Origin of the sequence: Nocardia sp. CA-107356 (genome assembly GCF_050946365.1) — a bacterium.
In the GTDB taxonomy this organism is placed as follows: Bacteria; Actinomycetota; Actinomycetes; order Mycobacteriales; family Mycobacteriaceae; genus Nocardia.
Window position 1 is genome coordinate 9,615,419 of sequence record NZ_CP191992.1, and the last position, 20,110, is coordinate 9,635,528.

Annotated in this window: 16 protein-coding genes and 3 tRNA genes; 5 read left to right on the forward strand and 14 right to left on the reverse strand. The window is 66.1% G+C overall.

Translation table 11 applies throughout. From position 1 onward, the window contains the following. The first annotated feature begins 29 nt into the window (after positions 1-29). Positions 30-233: a hypothetical protein gene (locus tag ACQP1G_RS43180; protein WP_433196069.1), complete on the forward strand. Its 204-nt coding sequence runs from the start codon at positions 30-32 to the stop codon at positions 231-233. Between the two features lie 50 nt (positions 234-283). Here ACQP1G_RS43180 and ACQP1G_RS43185 read toward each other — a convergent pair whose 3' ends face one another. Beyond that, entirely contained in the window at positions 284-1,201 is a 918-nt protein-coding gene (locus tag ACQP1G_RS43185; protein ID WP_433196071.1) for a sigma-70 family RNA polymerase sigma factor, read from the reverse strand. A gap of 106 nt (positions 1,202-1,307) precedes the next feature. Here ACQP1G_RS43185 and ACQP1G_RS43190 point away from each other — a divergent pair, with 106 nt between their 5' ends. Continuing rightward, positions 1,308-1,901 (forward strand): GNAT family N-acetyltransferase, encoded by a 594-nt coding sequence (locus ACQP1G_RS43190; protein ID WP_433196073.1) that lies wholly within the window; start codon positions 1,308-1,310, stop codon positions 1,899-1,901. A gap of 87 nt (positions 1,902-1,988) precedes the next feature. Here ACQP1G_RS43190 and ACQP1G_RS43195 read toward each other — a convergent pair whose 3' ends face one another. The 4 genes from ACQP1G_RS43195 to ACQP1G_RS43210 all read right to left on the reverse strand — a co-directional run bounded on the left by ACQP1G_RS43195 (position 1,989) and on the right by ACQP1G_RS43210 (position 8,477). Next, entirely contained in the window at positions 1,989-3,131 is a 1,143-nt protein-coding gene (locus tag ACQP1G_RS43195) for a 3-deoxy-7-phosphoheptulonate synthase (protein ID WP_433196075.1), read from the reverse strand. 267 nt (positions 3,132-3,398) lie between these two features. Beyond that, entirely contained in the window at positions 3,399-3,869 is a 471-nt protein-coding gene (locus ACQP1G_RS43200) for a carboxymuconolactone decarboxylase family protein (RefSeq protein ID WP_433196077.1), read from the reverse strand. Between the two features lie 138 nt (positions 3,870-4,007). After that, positions 4,008-4,886, reverse strand: coding sequence for an oxidoreductase (locus ACQP1G_RS43205; protein ID WP_433196079.1), 879 nt, complete (start codon positions 4,884-4,886; stop codon positions 4,008-4,010). A gap of 63 nt (positions 4,887-4,949) precedes the next feature. Further along, a complete protein-coding gene (locus ACQP1G_RS43210; RefSeq protein ID WP_433196081.1) occupies positions 4,950-8,477 on the reverse strand; it encodes an amino acid adenylation domain-containing protein in 3,528 nt (1,175 codons plus the stop codon). Between the two features lie 150 nt (positions 8,478-8,627). On the opposite strand from ACQP1G_RS43210, the gene ACQP1G_RS43215 reads away from it, so the two are divergent. Next, positions 8,628-10,247 carry a (2,3-dihydroxybenzoyl)adenylate synthase gene (locus tag ACQP1G_RS43215; protein WP_433196083.1) on the forward strand — a complete coding sequence of 540 codons (1,620 nt, stop codon included), beginning with the start codon at positions 8,628-8,630 and terminating at the stop codon, positions 10,245-10,247. Positions 10,248-10,368: 121 nt separating this feature from the next. Here the strand turns inward: ACQP1G_RS43215 and nbtS are convergent, their stop codons facing one another. Both nbtS and ACQP1G_RS43225 read right to left on the reverse strand, forming a co-directional pair. Continuing rightward, positions 10,369-11,682 (reverse strand): nocobactin biosynthesis salicylate synthase NbtS, encoded by a 1,314-nt coding sequence (nbtS, locus tag ACQP1G_RS43220; RefSeq protein WP_433196085.1) that lies wholly within the window; start codon positions 11,680-11,682, stop codon positions 10,369-10,371. Positions 11,683-11,786: 104 nt separating this feature from the next. Beyond that, on the reverse strand, positions 11,787-12,551 hold the full coding sequence (locus ACQP1G_RS43225) for a DUF2127 domain-containing protein (protein WP_433196087.1): 765 nt from the start codon (positions 12,549-12,551) through the stop codon (positions 11,787-11,789). 155 nt (positions 12,552-12,706) lie between these two features. Here ACQP1G_RS43225 and ACQP1G_RS43230 point away from each other — a divergent pair, with 155 nt between their 5' ends. Continuing rightward, positions 12,707-15,160: a glycerol-3-phosphate 1-O-acyltransferase gene (locus ACQP1G_RS43230; RefSeq protein ID WP_433196089.1), complete on the forward strand. Its 2,454-nt coding sequence runs from the start codon at positions 12,707-12,709 to the stop codon at positions 15,158-15,160. After that, complete coding sequence (locus tag ACQP1G_RS43235) at positions 15,160-16,632, forward strand: HAD-IB family hydrolase (protein WP_433196091.1); 1,473 nt, start codon at positions 15,160-15,162, stop codon at positions 16,630-16,632. The genes ACQP1G_RS43230 and ACQP1G_RS43235 overlap by 1 nt, the downstream gene beginning before the upstream one ends. Here ACQP1G_RS43235 and ACQP1G_RS43240 read toward each other — a convergent pair. The 7 genes from ACQP1G_RS43240 to ACQP1G_RS43270 form a co-directional block, all read right to left on the reverse strand. Beyond that, positions 16,629-17,348 (reverse strand): polyprenol monophosphomannose synthase, encoded by a 720-nt coding sequence (locus ACQP1G_RS43240; protein WP_433196093.1) that lies wholly within the window; start codon positions 17,346-17,348, stop codon positions 16,629-16,631. The two genes, ACQP1G_RS43235 and ACQP1G_RS43240, sit on opposite strands and share 4 nt — an antisense overlap. 250 nt (positions 17,349-17,598) lie before the next feature. Then, positions 17,599-17,796: an SPOR domain-containing protein gene (locus ACQP1G_RS43245; protein ID WP_433196095.1), complete on the reverse strand. Its 198-nt coding sequence runs from the start codon at positions 17,794-17,796 to the stop codon at positions 17,599-17,601. A gap of 74 nt (positions 17,797-17,870) precedes the next feature. Continuing rightward, positions 17,871-18,053, reverse strand: coding sequence for a DUF6374 family protein (locus ACQP1G_RS43250; protein WP_433196097.1), 183 nt, complete (start codon positions 18,051-18,053; stop codon positions 17,871-17,873). A gap of 240 nt (positions 18,054-18,293) precedes the next feature. Next, a tRNA-Phe gene (locus ACQP1G_RS43255) sits at positions 18,294-18,367 on the reverse strand. A gap of 58 nt (positions 18,368-18,425) precedes the next feature. Then, positions 18,426-18,499 (reverse strand) — tRNA-Asp (locus ACQP1G_RS43260). A 29-nt stretch (positions 18,500-18,528) separates the two neighbouring features. Then, positions 18,529-18,601, reverse strand: a tRNA-Glu gene (locus ACQP1G_RS43265). A gap of 93 nt (positions 18,602-18,694) precedes the next feature. Continuing rightward, the gene (locus ACQP1G_RS43270) at positions 18,695-19,360 is read right to left on the reverse strand and encodes a TetR family transcriptional regulator (RefSeq protein WP_433196099.1); all 666 of its coding nucleotides are present in this window, start codon (positions 19,358-19,360) and stop codon (positions 18,695-18,697) included. Positions 19,361-20,110: the final 750 nt, after the last annotated feature.

Here is a 20,110-nt window from a genome sequence, read left to right on the forward strand (position 1 = left end):
CACAAGGCGGTATCTCGAAAGGGGCGCTAATGGCCTCGTATCTGGACCTGGTACTGAATCCGGCCGCGTCGGAGGTCGCCGGAACCGTACTGGGTTTTCTTCGAAATGTCGCACATGAACTGATCTCCGGATTCGGCTCCTCCACCGGAGACTGGTTCAACGGCTCATCGACCGGCAATAGCGGCACCGGATCGTCCACCGGGAACTGGTTCCTGGGCTCGTCCACGCCGTAGCCCGATCGGCGGTGTCAGGCCTGGCGATGAGGGCACGGCCTGGCACCGCCTCAGAGGCGGACCCGGGACAGTTTTCGGGGATTCGCGAAATCGTAGGCACCCCAGACCAATCCGTCGCGAACGGCGAACCCGACAACACGGACCGAGCCTTCGATGCGCCCGTATCCCGGGCCGACCCGATGCACGACCAAACCCAATTGCCCATTGACCGTGGCGAATTCGTACTCGAGCGTCGGCTCGGCCGAACCGTCCATCCCATACTTGCGCGTCAGTCCGAGGAAGAAGCGGGCGATCTTGTCCGCGCCACCGATGACATTGACCGCGGTGCTGGTGGTGCCGTTGGCATCGCCGATCATGACCGAATCCGGGTGCAGCGCCGCGGTTACCGCGCCGATATCACCGGCTGACAGCGCGTCGATCAACTTCCGCACCGCCGCCGCGTGCTCGGCATTCGGAGTGGGCGGCGGGGCCTGCGCGACGGATTTCCGTGCCCGCACGGCCAGCTGGCGCGCCCCCTCCACCGAAACATCCAGGATTTCCGCGATTTCGCCGAAGGGCACCGAAAGTCCGTCGTGTAGTACGAAGGCCACGCGCTGGGGCGGCGTCAGACTTTCCAATACCACCATGGCGGCGAGGCTGCATTCCTGCTTGCGCACCACCGCTTCCAGCGGGTCGGGCGTGCTCGACGCCGTAATGCCGGTCACCACCGGTTCCGGAAGCCACTGCCCCACATAGCTTTCTCGGCGCACCGCGGCACTGCGCAAGTGATCCAGACAGATTCGACCGACCACGGTGGTCAGCCAGGCCCGCAGATCCTCGATCTCGGATTGATGCGCACCGGCCAGCCGCAGCCAACTCTCCTGCACCGCGTCCTCGGCGTCACCCGCGCTGCCCGTCAGCCGGTATGCGACCGAGAGCAGATGCGCCCGATGCGATTCGAACAAGTCGGCGAGAAGAGCGGCAACCATCGCGCCCATTCTACGTTCCGCGCGATTGCCCACCGATCGCGGGATGGGCAGACTGTTATGCGAAATCCACATGAGTCGCCCCGGAGTCGCATGACACCATGATCGAATGGAGGATCACCCGCTCACCGATGGCACCGTCTGGCTGTCGCGGCCGACCGAGGCCGATATCGACGACATCGTCGAATGCTGCCAGGAGCCCACCATCGCCGAGTGGGTGACGATTCCGGTGCCATATCACCGGGAGAATGCCGAATCCTTCCTCAACGATATGGTCGCGCCGGGCTGGGCCACCCGCAGCCCGATCTGGGCGATCCGGCTGAGTGCCGACGGTCCGGTGGTCGGCATGATCGACCTCAACGCATATGACCGATCCGGCTCCGAAATCGGCTTCTGGCTGCGGACCGCGCAACGCGGACGCGGGCTGATGTCGCGTGCGATCGCCCTGGTGTGCGAATTCGGTTTCCACCCGGACGGATTGGCGCTGGCGCGGATCCGATGGCGCGCCTTCGTCGGCAACCATCCGTCGGCCGCGGCCGTGCGCCGCAATGGCTTTCATTACGAGGGCATGGCGCGGCTCGGCAGCATGCAGCGCGGTGTACGCCGCGATACCTGGCTGGCCGGGCGACTGGCCACCGATCCGCCCGGACCGGCCGCGGATTGGCCGCCCGAGATCAGTCGGCATCGCGCAGCGATTCGATGAGGGGTGGCGGCCGGGAGACGGGTGGGCCGAACCGCACCGAAACCCGTAGCCGCGCCCCGGCTCGCACCGGGGCGGCGGGCTCCGAGATCAGCGACGACGACGCTGCTGCACCGCGTCGGCGAGTCGGTCGAGCTGGGCGGCCGTGGTGTCCCAATCGATGCAGGCATCGGTGATGGACTGGCCGTAGGTCAACGCGTCGGCGTGACCGAGGGTCAGATCCTGGCGGCCCGCGACGAGGAAGCTCTCCAGCATCACCCCGACCACACCCGGTTCACCCGCGGCCAACCGGCCCGCGAGATCGGTAACCACATCGACCTGCTTGTTGTGGTCCTTGTTGCTATTGCCGTGGCTGGCATCGACCACGATCCGCTGCGGCAGTGCAGCCTTCTCCAATCGGATGCAGGCCTCGGCGACCGAGGCGGCGTCGTAGTTCGGGCCGCTGCTACCGCCGCGCAGGATCACATGACAGTCCGGATTGCCGGTGGTGCGGATCAGGGCCGAGCGACCGGTCAGATCGGTGCCGGGGAAAACGTGGCTGGCGGCGGCGGCGCGGACACCGTCGACGGCCACCTGCACGTCGCCGTCGGTACCGTTCTTGATACCGACCGGCATGGACAGCGCGCTGCTCAACTGGCGGTGCACCTGGCTGGCCGCGGTACGCGCGCCGATGGCACCGTAGGAGACCAGATCCGCGATGTACTGCGGGGTGATCGGGTCGAGGAATTCACAGGCTACCGGCAGGCCGAGTGCGGTGATATCGACCAACACCTTGCGGCCGATACCGAGGCCGGTGTTGACGTCGAAGGAACCGTCCAGGTGCGGATCGTTGATCAGCCCTTTCCAGCCGAGGGTGGTGCGCGGCTTCTCGAAGTAGACCCGCATCACCACATGCAGCCGGTCGTTCAGCTCGGCCGCTTTGGCCGCCAAGCGGCGGGCGTAGTCCAGCGCGGCGGCGGGATCGTGGACCGAGCACGGCCCGACGATCACCATCAGGCGATCGTCGTCGCCGTTGAGCACATCGATGGTGGCCTTGCGACCTGAACGGACCACGTCCGCCAGCGGATCGGTGATCCGGTGCACCTGGCGCACCTCGGCCGGTGAGCGCAACGGGCTCACACTCAGGGTGCGTTGGTCGTCCAGATCGGAATGCATCGCGGAGCGATTCGATGAGGGGTGGTGGTCGGGCGACGGGTGGGCATGCCGCGCGTCGGCGTCGGCTGCGGTTGTCATTTTCGGTGGGTTCCTTTACTTCAAGGCCGACCCACGGACAGAAACCCGTCGAGCCGGTCCATCATCCGGCTCGGGGTGGAAGAGATGTCAGCGCAGCTGGTTGCCGACCGGCCCACCCAGGGCCAGCTTGCTAAACCAGAAATAGACGCGCTGCACGACGCCGACAGTACCAGGTGCAACTTCCCGGTGACGCTGGGGCCAATTTTCAGCACTGCGACACTGCCGCACGCGGTCCGGCCCCACGCCGAGCCGCGGATCCCGGCAGGCTCACCCCCACTGACCGGGCTGGTAGTCGCCCGCCGGGGTGCGGGCGATGACGTTCAGCCGGTTCCACGCGTTGATCATCGCGATGGCGGCGATGAGCGCCGCGGTCTGATCGTCGTTGTAGTGCTTGCGGACCTGCTCCCACACTTCGTCGCTGACGGCGCGACCGTCGCCGATGCGAGTGGCCTCCTCGGTGAGGGCGAGGGCGGCCCGCTCGGCCTCGGTGAAGACGGTGGCCTCGTGCCAGGCGGCGACCAGGTTGAGCCGCACGGAGGTTTCGCCTTTGTGCGCGGCGTCCTTGGTGTGCATATCGGTGCAGTAGCCGCAGCCGTTGATCTGGCTGGCGCGGATCTTGACCAGTTCGTAGGTGGCGGCGGGCAGGTCGGATCCGTCTACCACCTTGCCCGCGGTGGTGAGACGCTTGACGAAGCTGCTGGCGACCGGGTTGGCGAAGAGGTTGAAGCGCTGTTCCATGATCTGTGCCTTTCCATTCGGTTGGGTTCACAGAGAGGACGACGCGACGCGACGGAGTGTGACATCACCGATTGTGACGTGGCTCACGGCAGTGAGCAACGCCATGTGCCGCACCGCAACCGATTCGGCCGTAGGTCCTTATTCGCCGAATGTGTAGGTGATGCCGGTCAGCTTCTCCGACAACTCCCACAGGCCGCGCGCGACCTGCTCGTCCTTGGCCGCTGCACTCGATCCGGAGCGCCCCGGATAGCCACGCAGGCCACCCCAGCCGACCGGACCATAGAACCCGCCCGGCTCGACCGATTCGGTGGCCGCGTAAATCTCTGACAGCGCACCCATTTCGGCACTCTGCGCCAACAGCCGGTTCCCCAGCGCCATGACCGTGTCCTGGACGGATTCGGTGTGCGACTGCAGTTCCGTTGCGGCATAACCGGGATGCGCGGCCACCGAGATCTTCGACGAACCGGCCGAGGTGAGCCTGCGCTGTAACTCGTAGGCGAACATCAGGTTTGCCAACTTGGCCTGACCGTAGGCGGACCAACGCTGGTACCTGCGGTGCTCCCAGTTCAGGTCGTCGAGATCGATCTTCCCGGCGCGGTGCGCGCCGCTGGACACCGTGACCACCCGATCCGAGATCTTGTCCAGCAGTAGCCCGGTCAGCGCGAAGTGTCCGAGATGGTTTGTGCCGATCTGCATTTCGAACCCGTCGGCGGTGCGCTGCTCCGGCAGCGCCATCACACCGGCGTTATTGATCAGGACGTCGACCTGGTCCACCGCATCGGCGAACTCGCGCACCGAGGCCAGATCCGCGAGGTCCAGCTTGCGCACCGAGGCCAGCGGCCCGATCTCCCCGGCCACGTGCTCACCCTTGGCCACATTCCGACAGGCCAAGATCACCTGTGCACCGGCCCCCGCGAGCGCACGCGCGGTCGCCGCCCCCAGCCCGCTGTTCGCGCCGGTGACGATGATCGTCCGGCCACTCTGGTCGGATATGTTCGAGGTATCCCACCTGCTCATACGGGGAAGTCTAGTCCTGTGCGGGGTGAGTCTCATCCGCTGCGCCGCAGCGGATGACAACCATCAAACCTGGGCCAGCACCTCGTCGTCGCTCATCGCCGCCACCTCCAGATACATCACGGCGACCGTCTCCAGCCTTCCGGTCGAGCCCTGGTCGGCTTCGCGGTCGAGCAGACGTGCGGCCAGACCCGCCACCGTGCGGGCGGTGAAGAGGTCGGCGACGATCGCGTCCGGTGTGTCCAGCCACTCGCGGACGCGGGCGATCACCGCCGTAGCGAGGACGGAATCACCGCCGAGGGCGAAGAAGTCGTCGGTGGCACCGACCCGTGCGGTGTCGAGGACCGTGCCGACGATATCGGCGAGTGCGCGTTCCAAGCCGGTGCGCGGCTCGACGAATTCGACTGCGTCATCGGCGCGTTCGAGTACCGCCTGCACCGCCTTGCGATCCGGTTTGGCATTCGAGGTCAGCGGCAGTTCCGCAAGAATTTCGAGCCGCGTCGGAATCATGTAGGCGGGCAAGAGTTCCGCCGCGGCCGCGAGTACGGACTCGGAGACCAGTTCGGTCTGCGCCCCGGGGACCAGGGCGGCCACGAGTTTCGGTGCGGCGGAACCCACTACGGCGGCAATGGCGTGATGTACACCGGGAACCTGGCGCAGCGCACTCTCGACTTCACCGAGTTCCACCCGGTAGCCGCGGATCTTGACCTGATGATCGGCGCGCCCCAGGAATTCCAGTGCGCCATCGGGCAGATAGCGGGCCAGGTCGCCGGTGCGGTACCAGCGCATGCCGTCGTGTACGACGAAGCGCTCGGCGCTGCGTTCCGGATCGCCGCGATAGCCCGCAGCGACGCCGTCGCCGCCGATCCACAGTTCACCGGTCACCCAATCGGGGCAGTCGTGGCCGGTGGGGCCGACGACGCGACAGCGCACATTGCGCAGCGGAGTGCCGTAGGGGACGGCGGTCCATTCCGCGGGCACCGTACCGTCGACGACCTCGCAGATGGTGGAGTGGATGGCGGTTTCGGTGGCGCCGCCGAGCCCGGCGAAGCGGGCCGCGGGCGCCACGGCGTCGAGCCGACCCGGCAACGCGATATCGACCCAGTCACCGCCGAGGATGACGGTGCGCAGCGAGCCGAGCGGCGCCCCGGCTGCGGCCGTGAGCAGCATGTCGAGCAGGCTCGGCACGCAGTTGAGCACCGAAATCTGGTGGCGGTGAATCAGTTCCACCCAGTCGGCCGGTTCACTGCGCTGCGCGTCGTCGACCGCGACCACCGCGCCGCCCGCGCTGAGCAGGCCGAAGATGTCGTACACCGACAGGTCGAACTCCAGTGCCGAGAGGGCGAGCACGCGATCCGCGGTACCGACCAGGAAGCGTTCGTTCAGATCGTCGATGGTGTTCATGGCCGCGCGATGCGGGACCTGCACGCCCTTGGGCTTACCGGTCGATCCGGAGGTGAACAGGACGTAGGCGAGGGTTTCCGGATCGCCGAAGATGGGACGCGCCAACGGCTTCGAATAGGCGCGAGCCTCCGCCAAAGCGACGGTGCCGACCTCCGCGATCGGCTCGACACCGACCGTCACGGCAGCGACCGCGTTACCGGTGCGCAGAATCTCCGCGCGCCGGGCGGCGGGTTGATCGAAGCCGATCGGTACATAGACCGCACCCGCGGCCAGCACACCGAGGGTCGCCACCACCTGGTCCGGTCCCTTCGGCAGCTGTACCGCCACCGAATCCCCCGGCAGCACACCGGCATCGCGCAGCGCACCGGCGACCGACAGCGCCTCGGCGGCGAGCTTGCCGTAGGAAATGACGCCGCCCGGTTCCCAGATCAGCGCGGGCGCATCGGGATTCGTCACGGCATTGGCGAAAAAGCTGGTGTGCAGCAGTCGTCCGCTTACAGGTCCGGCGGTGGCATTGACCCGGGCGCGAGTTTCGGCTTGCTCCAGCGGAATCCGCAGCGCGGCCTCGGCATCCCAACCGGCCGCCGACGATATTTCACCGGAGCCGATATCTCCGGCCAGCCGCATGATGGCGTCGATGTAGCGCGCGAACATCGCCTCGATCACACCTACGGGGAAGGCGGATTCGCGCACATCCCAGTTCAGCAGCAGCCCACCGCGCACCTCGGTGATCTGCGCATCCAACAGCACCTGCGGACCCTGCGAGATGATCCAGACGGGATCGCCGAAGGTCTCGGTCACCGTATCGGCGAACAGTTCACCGAGATTGAGCGCACTGGTGTAGACGATCGGCGCGAGTACCGGTTCACCGCGCTGGCGCCCGAGGTCGCGCAGCACCTCCAGTCCTGAATACGCCGTATGCGCGCCCGCCGCATGCAGATTCTCCTGCACTGCCCGCGCGCGTTCGGTGACGGTCGCCGGTTCGGCCACATCGACCTCGAGCAGTACCGAGGAGGTGAAATCGCCGACCACGCCGTCGACCTCCGGATGCACCGGTTCCCGGTGGAACAGTGGCAGATTCAGCAGGAACCGACGCTGTGCCGACCAGCCACCGATGGTCTCGGCGAACACCGAAGCCAGTGCCATCGCCGGGGTGATGCCGCGGGCGTGCGCGGCCTCGAACACCCGTGCTTTCGCTTCGGGCGCGAGCCAGCGGTGGTGCCGCACGGTGCGGCTTGCCCCCGAAGCCGCGGATGCCTGTGGCAGTTCGGGCGCGCCGGGCAGCTCGGGCAGGCGCTGCTGCCACCACTGTCGATCCCGCTCGTGTTCGGCACCGGTACCGCTCGGGTTCTGCTCGAGGTAGCGCCGGAATGTATAGGTCTGCGGCGGCAGCGATTCGCCGTGATAGAGCCGAGCCAGATCGCTGATCAGGATGCGATAGCTCATCGCATCGGCCGCGAGCATATCGACATCGAGGTGCAGCCGGGTCCGGCCGTCGGCCAAGAGCGTCAGTGCGATATCGATGACCTGGCCGTCCTCGACCGCCATCCGCTGATGAGTTCTGCCGTCCCGCAAGGACTCCAGCTTGCGCTCGGCTTCCTCCGACGGCAGATCACGCAGATCGGTGCAGGTCCACACCGAGCGACCCGGCCGGGCCATGGTCTGCTGGGTGCCATCCGGCAGAAACCGCGTGCGCAGCATCGGATGCCGCCGCACCAGCGCGTCGACGGCCCGCTCGAGTCGCGCGGGATCGACTCCCGCACCGTCGAATTCGACATACAGATGTGCCGCGACGCCACCGAGCTCCTGGGACTCGGACCGCCCGATCCAGTACGCGTGCTGCATCGGCGCGAGCGCGAAGGGAGTCTCATCGTCGGCCCGATCCACGACCGCATCCGACACCTCCGAACCCGGCTGAGCACTATCTCCGGCGGATCCGCCGAGCAACTCGTACCAGCCGTCCACCGTGGGATTCGCGGCCAACAGCGCGAAGTTGATATCGATGCCGCGCTTACGCCAGCCGCCCGCGAGTTTCATGGTGCGGATGGAGTCGAGCCCCAACTGGATCAGATCGTCACCGTCGGCGATCGTCTCGACGGACACGTCGAGTTGCTTCGCGATTGCGGCGCGGATTTCCTCCCGACCGATCGTTGTCCCCGCCCCGTTCCCCGGTCGCTGTGCTGGCTCCATCTGGCGCTGCCACTCCTTGGTCGCCGCCGCATCCGGCGGATCGAGACTGCTCGGCGGTAGCCTATCGCACCGAGATAGGGTTGCCTAACCTATGTTATGAGACCCTGATCATGCAGTAGATCCCCTTACCAGGCATCTGTGAGGCAGACCGTGACTTCGATACCCACCTCGCCCACCCATCGCGACGGCTACGTCCCCTATCCGGCCGCCGACGCCGCGACATATCGAGCGGCCGGTTACTGGACCGGCCGACCGCTCGGCGACCTGTTGCGCGCGACGGCAACCCAGCACCCGGGCCGAACCGCATTGCTCGATGCGGATGGCGTACGCAGCTACGCGTGGGTGGACGCCGAAGCCGACCGGATGGCGCACGGCTTACTCGCGCTCGGGATCGAACCGGGCGATCGGGTGGTTGTCCAACTGCCGAATGTGCCGCGGTTCCTGACCGTCCTGTTCGGCTTGCTGCGCGCCGGAATCATTCCCGTACTGACCCTGCCCGCCCACCGCCGCGCCGAAATCGAGCAGCTGGCCGGACTTTCCGAGGCGGTCGCCTACATCGTCGCCGACCGGCTCGGCGACTTCGACTACCGCGAACTGGCCGACACCGTCCGCGCGGCCGTGCCCACCCTGCGCCACATTCTCGTACTCGGCGATCCCGGCGCCTTTACCGATCTGAATTCGATTCCCCGCGACGGCGGTTCACTCCCGACCATCGACCCGAGCGATATCGCGCTGATGCTGGTCTCCGGCGGCACCACCGGCCTGCCGAAGCTGATCGCGCGCACCCATGACGACTACGTCTACAACGCCACCGCGAGCGCCGAGATCTGCGGACTGACCGAGGACGATGTATACCTCGCGACATTGCCCGCCGCACACAACTTTCCACTCGCCTGTCCCGGCATCCTCGGCACCGTGGCGGTCGGCGCGGCCGTTGCCTTCACCACCGATCCGAGTCCGGAGAGCGCCTTCGCGGCGATCGCACGCCATCGAGTCACGGTCACCGCGGTCGTGCCGCCGCTGGCCCAACTCTGGTGTGCGGCAACCGAATGGGAGGACGCCGATCTCGACTCGCTGCGACTGCTTCAGGTCGGCGGCGCCCGACTGGCGGAGGTGAATGCCCGCGAGGTGGAACCAGCACTCGGCGCACAACTTCAACAGGTATTCGGCATGGCCGAGGGTCTGCTCAACTACACCCGTCTCGACGACACCGCCGAGTTCGTCTGCACCACTCAGGGCCGTCCGCTATCCCCCGCCGACGAGGTCCGTGTCGTCGATGCCGACGGCAACGATGTCGCACCCGGCGAGGAGGGCGAACTGCTCACCAAGGGCCCCTACACGATCCGCGGCTACTACCGTGCCCCCGAACACAACGCTCGCGCCTTCACCCCAGACGGCTACTACCGCTCCGGTGACCTCGTGCGCCGCCTCCCCAGCGGACACCTGATCGTCTCCGGCCGCATCAAGGACGTCATCAACCGCGGCGGCGAGAACATCTCCTGCGACGAACTCGAGGAACATCTGCTCGCCTACCCGTCCGTCCGCCATGCCGCCGCGGTCGGCATCCCCGATGCCGCGCTCGGCGAAAAGGTATGTGCCGTTCTGGTCGCCGACGGCGAGATGCCGACCCTGGCCCAGCTCAAGACCTTCCTGACCGATCGCGGTCTGGCCACCTACAAGCTCCCGGACCTTGTGCGCCAAGCCGACAGGCTCCCGGTCACCGCCGTCGGCAAGATCGACAAGAAGGCTCTGCGCGCCGGTCACAACTGACCGGACGATCGGGGGTGGCGTGAGTCCGAAGTACGCCACCCCCGATCGATACCCGGTTGTCGCCGATAAACCGGGTTGCCCCGGCAGATATTCGGAGCACACCCCGATATTGATGGGTCCGCTATTGCGCCTTGACGACATAGGGGGCGATGCTGCCCAACTTTTCGCAGGTCTCCTCGAATTCCCGCTCCGGCCGCGACTGCCCGACGATGCCCGCGCCAGCACGCAGCCAGGCGCCCTCGGTGGTCTGGTAGACCGCGCGCAGCACCAGCGTGGCCTCCAGCGCACCGGACGGCGAAACCGTCACAACGGTACCCGAGTACAGGCCGCGCGGCGCGCCATCGAGTCGGAATACCGAATCCACGCCCGCACGCTTCGGAATGCCGGAGGCGGTCACCGACGGGAAGAGCACCTCCAGCGCGTCCCAACTGGAACGGTCCGCGGCCAGGCGCCCCCGCACCGTCGAGGCCAGATGCTGCACGCTGCCGCGCTCCCGAACCGCCATGAAGTCGGAGACCGCGGGCGTGCCGGGATCGGCAACCTCGGTGATCTCGGCAAAGGAGGTCTGAACCGAAATCGCATGCTCCACGATCTCTTTGGGATCGGTGACCAGGTCGGCGCGAGCCGCCATATCGATGGCCGCACCGAGGCCGAAGGCGCGGGTCCCGGCCAGCGGCTCGGTGGTGACCACCCGATCCTCATCGACGGCGGCGACCAGTTCCGGGCTGAATCCCGCGGCCTCCAGCCCACCGAGGCGCAGCAGGAACGACCGTGCCGGAGTGTTGTTGCCGCGGCCGAGCCGGTAAGTGGCCGGCACGTCGACCGCGAACGGCAGATCGACCTTCCTGGACAGAATGACCTTCTGGTAGCGGCCGGCACGGATCTCCGCGACCGCCTCGGTGACCCGATCGCGATAGCCGGTCGGATCGAGGCGCACATCGACCGGATGCGCCTGCGGCAGTTCGGCGTCCTGCGAGGCGGCGATGAGATCGTGAATATCATTGGCCTCGGCGGGTGTCGCACCGGAGATCCGGACACCGAATGCGCCGACCCGCACCTCGATGCGCGGAATCATCAGATGGGCCAGTGTCGTTCGCGGATGCAGATATGCGGTCGCGTTCAATGCCCATGCGCAGAACTCGAATCCGATCCAGCCGTAGGCCTGTCGCCCACCCAGTGGCAGCGTGCCGAGTGCACGGTCGAGGACGCTGGCCGGACTGCCCTCCCACGCACTGGCCGTACTGCGCCCGTCCCAGCTCACGCGCAGTTCGTTCGCATCGAGTTCGACGCCGCCGAGCGGATCGGCGGCGAATACCCATTCGCCGGGCCGCTCGTACATCACGTACTCGCCGAAGCGCTCGGCCGCCGCCAGCCGGGACATCGCTGACGCCGGATCGGTCACATACTCGACGCGCAGGCGCTCCGTGGTCGACAACGGTCCTCCAAAGGTTATGCTGACCTAACTTTGAAAAGTAAGGTTAGCATTACCTGTCTAGGCCGCTACTGTGCCGACTGACACAGCACCGATCGCGAAAACCGTTACTCCACAGGCACCGCGAGCGCGGAACGCTCGACGCTCAACAGACTCTCCGTACTGTGCTCCGCGTGGTACGCGGCCCCACCGCCGCGCAGGCCGAACAGCCGCTTGCTGTAGATCAGCCAGACCACCGCCGCGATATTGATCAGCAACGCGCCGATGCGCAGGACGGTGATCTTCTCGGTCAGCTCGTAGATCTCCAACGGCAGAAAGATACTGGTCGCGACGACCGCGAAGTACTCGCCCCAGCGCTTGACCAACCACAGCCCGACCGCCTCGATTGCCTGCAGCGCCGCGTAGCACAGGACGCCGATGCCCACCCACAGCAACGTCGTATTCGACAGCGAGAACGCCTGATCGATCAGATGCACGATCTTGGATCGGTCGATATCCCACCCGATCTGATCGGCCAGCGGCCGCAGCAAGGGCAGATCCCGGTCGAAGTCCGCCCGCATGGTCTCGCGCGAGGAACGGAATTTGAAAACGGCGAGCGCGGCCCCCACCAGTAGCAATCCGCGCACCAACCGCTCGATCGCCAGCGCCCGCATCAGCCAGCGGTCCCGCAGCAGCCGCCCGCGCGGCACCTCGGGCGCGTGGTCGGCGGGCCCGGTGCCCACCGGTTCGCCCGGCACGAAGGTGCCGCAGCGCAGACACCGCCACGCGACCCCCGCCACGGTCTGCACATGCAAACGATCCGCCAGATCCTGCTCGTCCGGCGCGTAGGTGTAATGGCCGTGCCAGCCGCACGCGCGTAACGCCCAATCCATGCGCGCAGCCTAGTTCGCGATCACGATCGGCAGCGATCGAAAGCCTCGTGTCGGACGCCGCGCACAAAGCTCGTGGGCAACTCGCCCGCCGGAGTTCCTGCGCGGAATCCCCTGGCGGGCTTCAATAGGGGGATCGGCAGTTGCGGAGGACAAGCATGATCGATCACCGCGGGGATTCGCCCGCTCCGGCTCGAGCGACAGCACCCGAATCGGTGGTGGCGCTGATCGACGCAGGCTCCGGAGTGGAACGCGAACTCGTCGGCACCTGGCTCGCCGACGGCGGGATCAAGCACGAACTCGGCGTCGACGCACCCGTCACCCAATTGGATCTGGACGCGGGCGCGATCGGCGGCCGGCTGGTCGGGCGGCGCGACGATCCACTCGTGGTGCCGATCCGGGTGCTATGGCTACCGCCCGAGCGCGACGGGGTCCGGCGCATCACCTTCGCCGACCTGGCCATGCTGACCAATCCACGCAAGCCGAACCGCTTTGCGCAGCGCCGGTTGGTCGGCATGCCGGACCGGCACGTGGTGCTCACCGGTCAACCCGCCCTGCTCAGCGAACTGCGCGCCAACAATCCGGAGGCGGCGGCACTGCTCTTCAAGGGCTCCGCCGAGCCGTTCGCCCGCGCCATCGTGCGCGCGGCGGTGGTCGCGCTCGAACGCGCCGAACGCTCCGTCATCGGCGACCGGTACAAGGTGCCGCGGCTGGTGGCCGAGGAGATCCTGGACTCCCCCGAATTCCTGCGCAGACTCGAATTGATCGCCGATCAGCTCGGCGTCAGTCCGCACGAGGTGTACCGGCGGGCCGAGAAGGGGCTGCGCGAACTCGTCGCCGCGCAGAGCAGACTGGTCTCGGATCTGTTCACCCAGGCCATGCGCCCGGTCCACGCCTCGACCTGGAATGTGGACTCCGACGACTCCGGTCTGGACGGACTGCGCGCGCTCAACCGGCGCTATCCACTGGTCTTCCTGCCTTCGCACCGATCCTATGTCGACGCGTTCGTCCTCGGTGATGTGCTGGCCCGCAATGACTTCCCACCGAATCATGTGATCGGCGGTGCGAATCTGAGCTTCTGGCCGATGGGACCGATCGCCCGACGCACCGGCACCGTCTTCATTCGCCGCAGCTTCGGTGACGACGAGGTCTACAAAGCGGTGGTCGAGGAGTACTTCGCCTATCTGCTGGCCAAGCGATTCAATCTGGAGTGGTACTTCGAGGGCGGCCGCACGCGCACCGGAAAGCTGCGCCCGCCACGCTACGGACTGCTGAACTATCTTGCCGCCGCGGTCCGTTCGAATCGGATCGACGATGTCATGCTCGTCCCCGTCTCGATCACCTATGAGCGGCTCAACGAACTCGGCGCCATCGCCACCGAACAGGTGGGCGGGAAGAAGAAGCCGGAGGGGCTGGCCTGGCTGGCGCGTTATGTTCGCAGCCAACAGCATTCGGCCGGACACGTCTATGTGCGGTTCGGTGCCCCGCTGTCGGCGCGCGATCGCCTTGCGGCATTCGGTGATCCGCTCTGGCCGCCGGCGGTGGTCATTCCGTTGCACGGCACCGAGCCGACCGGGACCGAGCCGACCGATGCGACGGAGTCTGTCGACGTCGACGAGCTGGAGCGAAAGGCGGTGCAGCGGTTGGCCTTCGAGGTCGCCGTCGGCATCAACGCGGTCACCCCGATTACCGTCAACGCGCTGGTCACGCTGGCACTGCTCGGTGTACACGAGCGCGCGCTCACCCTCGGCGAGGTGCGCACCGTACTGACCCCGGTGCTGCGCTATATCGAGAAGCGCGACCTGCCGCACGGCGAGTTGGCGGCGTTGCGCGATGAACAGAGCCTCGCGGTCGTGCTCGAGCAGCTGTCGCTGGCCAAGGTCGTGACGGTGTATCGCGGTGGGCTGGAACCGGTGTACTCGATCGAGGCGGGTGCGCATCTGGAGGCCGCGTTCTATCGCAATAACACGGTGCACTGGTTCATCAATCGCGCCATCCTCGAATTGTCCATCCTGGCAGCGCTGGAGATGCGGGCGCCGGATCAGCTGCGGGCCGGATGGGACGAGGCCTTCCGGCTGCGTGACCTGCTGAAGTTCGAATTCTTCTTCCCGGAACGGGCCGAATTCTCGGCGCAGATGACCGCGGAGATGCTGCTGGTCGACCCGGACTGGTACACCCACACCGCCGAGGACACCCTCGGGGAGGACATTCTGCACAAGCTCACCGCCTCCGGATTCATGATGGCCCAGCGTGCGCTGCGCCCGTTCGTCGACGCGCAACTGGTGGTGGCCGAGCGGCTGGCGGCCCGCGACAGCGGTGAGGAGATCGACCGCAAGGAGTTCATCGACGAATGCGTCGCGGTCGGCAAGCAGATGATGTTGCAGCAGCGGCTGCACAGTCCGGAGTCGGTCTCCACCGAACTGTTCACCAGCGCACTGAAGCTCGCGGACAATCACGGCCTGCTGACTCGGGTGAGTCATGATTCGGCCAAGCGGAGGGCCGAATTGACCCGGCGCAGAATCGAGTTCGCCGACCAGCTGCGGACCATCGCCGCCCTGATCTCGCAGGCCGCGGCGCTGGATCCGTCCAATCGGCCCGGACCGGGGGCCTGATGGGAGTACCGAATACCGCGGAGCCGCAGAGTCGAGCGGCCCCAGCGAATCTGGCCGCGGCGATCGCCACGATCCGATCCGGTCCACAGGGACGGGAAGTCGCCGCGGTTTTCGACTTCGGCGGCACCGTGGTGGACGGTTTCGCACGACCGTCGTGGTCGCGGCGGGTATTTCGGCGCGACGAGGCCCGAACTCCGGCGAGCATACTGCTCGGCAGCATCCGCAACGGGCTCACCGACGGCGAATACGGGCGTTTTCTGCAGCAGGCCATGCGCTCGCTGGCCGACCAGCCGGAAGCCGAACTGCAGACATTGGGCCAACGACTGTTCCGGCGCGCCATCTACGGACACCTGTATCCCGAAGCGTGGCAGCTGATCCGGACGCACGAGGCCGCGGGACATACCGTCGTGCTCGTCACCGCGCTGACCCGATTCCAGGTCGAGCCCGCCGCGGCAGAGCTGGGTATCGAGCATGTGCTGTACACCCGGATGGCGACGACCGAAGGCGTACTGACCGGTTATGCCGATGGAAAGACACTGTGGCGCAATGGCAAAGCCGATGCGGTCCGCGAATTCGCCGCGGCGCACGGTCTGGATATCACCCGCAGCTACTTCTACGCCGACAGCATCGCCGATCTGCCACTGCTGTCGGTGGTCGGGCATCCGGTCGTGGTCAATCCCGATCGCAAGCTCGGTATCGCTGCCGTCGAACAGCATTGGCCGACCGTGACCTTCCGGCCCCGGCAGCCGCCGCGCCCGAGCGACTATCTGCGCACCATCGCCGGATTCGTCGGACTGCTGGGTGGAGCGCTATTCGGCGTGCTGACCAAGTCGTACACCCGTCAGCGCCGGAAGATGGCCGATGCGCTGATGGCCTATGGGACCGGTGCGACACTCGGAGCGACCGGGATCCGGCTGCGGGTGACCGGTGCGGAAAACGCCCGTGCGCCGAGGCCGGCCGTCTTCCTGTTCAACCATCAGAGCCAATTCGACGTCATCATCCTGCCCAAGGTGCTCGAGGGTGGTGTGACGGGAATCGGCAAGAAGGAGCTGACGAAGAATCCGATCTTCGGTCCGTTGATGCGGTTCGTCGGGGTCACCTTCATCGACCGCGCGAATACCGCGCAGGCGAAGGCGGCCCTCGCCCCGGTGGTGCGGACATTGCGCGACGGATTGTCGATCGCGGTCGCACCCGAGGGGACCCGCTCCTACACGCCGGGTGTCGGCCCGTTCAAGAAGGGCGCCTTCCACATCGCGATACAGGCGGGGGTGCCGGTGATCCCGGTGGTGATCCGCAATGCGGGCGAAATCAACTGGCGCAATTCGATGATCGCGCGCAAGGGCACAGTGGATGTCGCCATCCTCGACCCGATCGACGTCAGCGGCTGGGATCCGAACGATCTCGACGACAAGGTCGAGGCCGTCCGTCAGCGCTACCTGGACACCTTGCTGAACTGGCCAGCGCCGGACTAGACCGAGCGGCCGAACAGCAACTTCCACGGCATCAGTGCCGATTCCAACTGCACCTTGAGGCTCATCTTGGAGGCGCCGAGGGTGCGCTCCTCGAACCGGATCGGTACCTCCGCGATCGCGATGCCCTTCTTCGCGGTCCGGTAGTTCATTTCGACCTGGAACGAGTACCCGTTGCTGCGGATCGAGGCCACATCGATGGCACGCAGGGTGTCGGCCTGCCACGCCTTGAATCCGGCGGTCGCATCCTTCACGCCGAGCCGCAGGATCAGGTTCACGTAGAAGTTGGCCCACGCGGACAGCGCCTTGCGGTACCACTTCCACTCCTCGGCGGTCGAACCACCAGGCACGTAGCGCGACCCGAGCACGACACCGGCGTCGGTGGTGTTCAGCTTCTCCAGCATCGCTGGAATGACCTCGGCCGGATGCGACAGATCGGCGTCCATCTGGATCACCACGTCGGCGCCTTCGTCCAGCGCCCGGGTGATCCCGGCGACGTAGGCGCGGCCCAATCCGTCCTTCTCGGTCCGGTGCAGCACGCCGACGACGTTCGGCAGCTCGGCCGCCAGCTTGTCGGCGATCTCACCGGTGCCATCCGGCGAATTGTCATCCACCACGAGCACATGCAGGTCGGGCACCGGCAGCGCCGTCAGCCGCTCCACCGCAACCGGCAGATTTTCCCGCTCGTTGTAGGTCGGCACAACAACGGTAACCCTCAAGGGTCGCCCTCCCTGCTCACCTGTTCCAGCCCGCTGACCCACGACAGGACCCCGAGCATTCGTCTGATTGCAAAGAACCGTACTTGATCGACCTAAAGAGCTCCTGAGCGCATATGCGCTCGCGCTGCCGCCCGTTTTCCAGCGATGTGCCGACTACCTCGCGGATCGCGCGGTAGGCCACCCGAGCACCCCAGCCCGAAGTCGGCGAACGCGCAACGAAATCAGTTGCCCCACACCACCCCTGATGGGCTTACTTCTCCCTGTCGCGCCAATCCCGATCCCGAGCATCCTCCCGGGCATTGCGTGCATGCACGATCTCCAACGCCCGCTCAGCCGTCTGCCGATCCGGATACGGCCCCATCCGATCCCGGAACCAGCACTGCTTCCCATTCTCGGCCCGCTGATGCTTCAAGCAGTAGTACCACTTCTCCGCCATACCCCTCAGCATCTCACCACCATGATCACCACACCCGAGATTTCCGGCCATACGGGATCAGGAGCCGATCGGTGCGGATGGGCGATCTATCCGCGGGCGCGCCCTTGGGTCGCCTCGAGGAGGATTCGCATACCCTCGCCGATCTTTCCGGCCGCGTTCTCCAACTGCTCGGGAGTCAGGTGCTTGCCGAACGCGGCAGCGTCGAGGAGTTGCCCGCGAACCTGCTCGAGGTTCGTCCGTGCCCGGTCGAGGCGAGAAAGGTCCGGCATGAGCGAAGACTACCTTAATCGAACAAAGTTTCGATAGCGAACATCGCAAGCGCAGGCCGATACGCGCGACAGCAGCAAGGGCTATCGATGAGCGAATCAGCGAAAGAGACGAACCTCACAATTCGACCGTGCGCCGAACCTCGGTTCTCGGCAGTCAACAGTGGTCCACGACGAGCAGGTGTCCACGCGGATATAGACGCAAAAATCCCCCCGACCAGGTGTTATGTCGAGGGGATTCAGTGGCCAGGGCCGGGATCGAACCGGCGACCTTCCGCTTTTCAGGCGGACGCTCGTACCAACTGAGCTACCTGGCCGCAGGCACCTATGGTGAATGCCATACGCGAAACGCCGGATTGCTCCGGCGCTTACTTGCGACCCTGACGGGACTCGAACCCGCGACCTCCGCCGTGACAGGGCGGCGCGCTAACCAACTGCGCCACAGGGCCTTGCGTTACTTCCAACGATCCGAAGACCGTACCCCCTACGGGATTCGAACCCGCGCTACCGCCTTGAAAGGGCGGCGTCCTAGGCCGCTAGACGAAGGGGGCTCGCCCCGGATTTCTCCGGATCGGCTTCAACGGCTGTCCGTTGGGAGCTGGGATAGCTTATGACAGACCGGCCACGTTTCCCAAATCGGCTGTTCAGGCTCCCAAACCGAGCTCTTCGAGCCGAGCCTGGGCGCGCCAGCCGTCATTGCGGAACTTCTCGACCCACTCCTGGGTCGCCATCGCCTCGACCACGACCTCGAGCGCCTCCTGGAACCGGGTGCGCAGATCGACCCCACTGCCGAGGATGTCGACCAGGTAGCGCTGGCCCGCCAGTGCGGCCGAGAGGGTGCGTGTGAAGCGGTCCGGATCGGCGTCGGCGCGCAGCTGCCCCTGATCGATGGCGCGGATCGCGAGCGCTCTGGTCGCGCGGCCGAGGATCCGACCGCCGCCGGTCTGCACGTCGCGGTAGAAGTCCGGTTCGATGATCAGCCGGAATTCGGCTTGCACGATGATGTCGTGCTCGAGCCGCAATGCAATCTCGTCGACCATCCCGTGCAGAACGTCGAGCGGACCGAGATCCGTTCTGGCGAGCCAACGCTCGGCCGATGCCCGGTATCGTTCGACCGCGGTCTCGAGCACGGCGCGTGCCAGGTCTTCCTTGGAATCGAAATGAAAGTACATGGCGCCCTTGGTGGCGCGTGAACCTTCCAATATGCGGTTGAGCGATGCAGCGGCATAGCCGCTCTTCCCGAACTCAACGGCGGCGGACCTGATTATCGCCGCGCGTGTCCGGCGGGCCCGCTCTTGCTGCCGTGCCATGCTCGAAACGCCTCCGAAGCCTACTCGCCGCCAAACGGTGCCCCCCAAAGGAACGGACCCTTGGCGCGAAGTTATGAGTTTTATCAATACTTCAAACCGGGATTTCGCCCAGTTTCAAACTTTCGGTACGAAAACTTGCGGAAATCCTGAAACACACCAGCTGGTATAGTTTTCTTGCCCAGGTGCGCCGCAGGGGGTGCGCACCTGGGCATTACTTCGTCTCGGATCTGCCTCCCCCGGCGTCGACTCGTAGGAAGTCACGATCGGCCGTACCGGTCGCGACACGTTCGGGCACAACAACGATAAGCCGAATTCCGGATCGCCGGGTAAGTCGGCGATTCCTCCGTAATTCACCAAGTCGTCACCGTACCCGGAAAGGCCATCCGACACGCGGCAAACCGAAGACCCGAGCCGCTGAAACATCCAGATATCTGTTACAGCTAACATCGCGCAATCACACGACGGAGCCCTTCGGATTCCCGAATTCGACAGCGACGCAGCGCTGTTCACCCGAGCCGACCAGCGGACCGGTCGCCGCGATGCCGACCACGCGACACCAGCCAGCCGCCTCGCTGCGTCCCCCCGCGCGCTGGCCCTACACCCCCTGCAAATCCAAAGATATTGGTACGCAACATGATTGGATGGTAGCTCGGCACGGGCAGAATGAACAAAGCTGGGTACCAAACGTTTACCGGCAGCATCGCCGCGCGCACGCATCGTGTTACCCGCTGCAACAGCATGACTCGACTG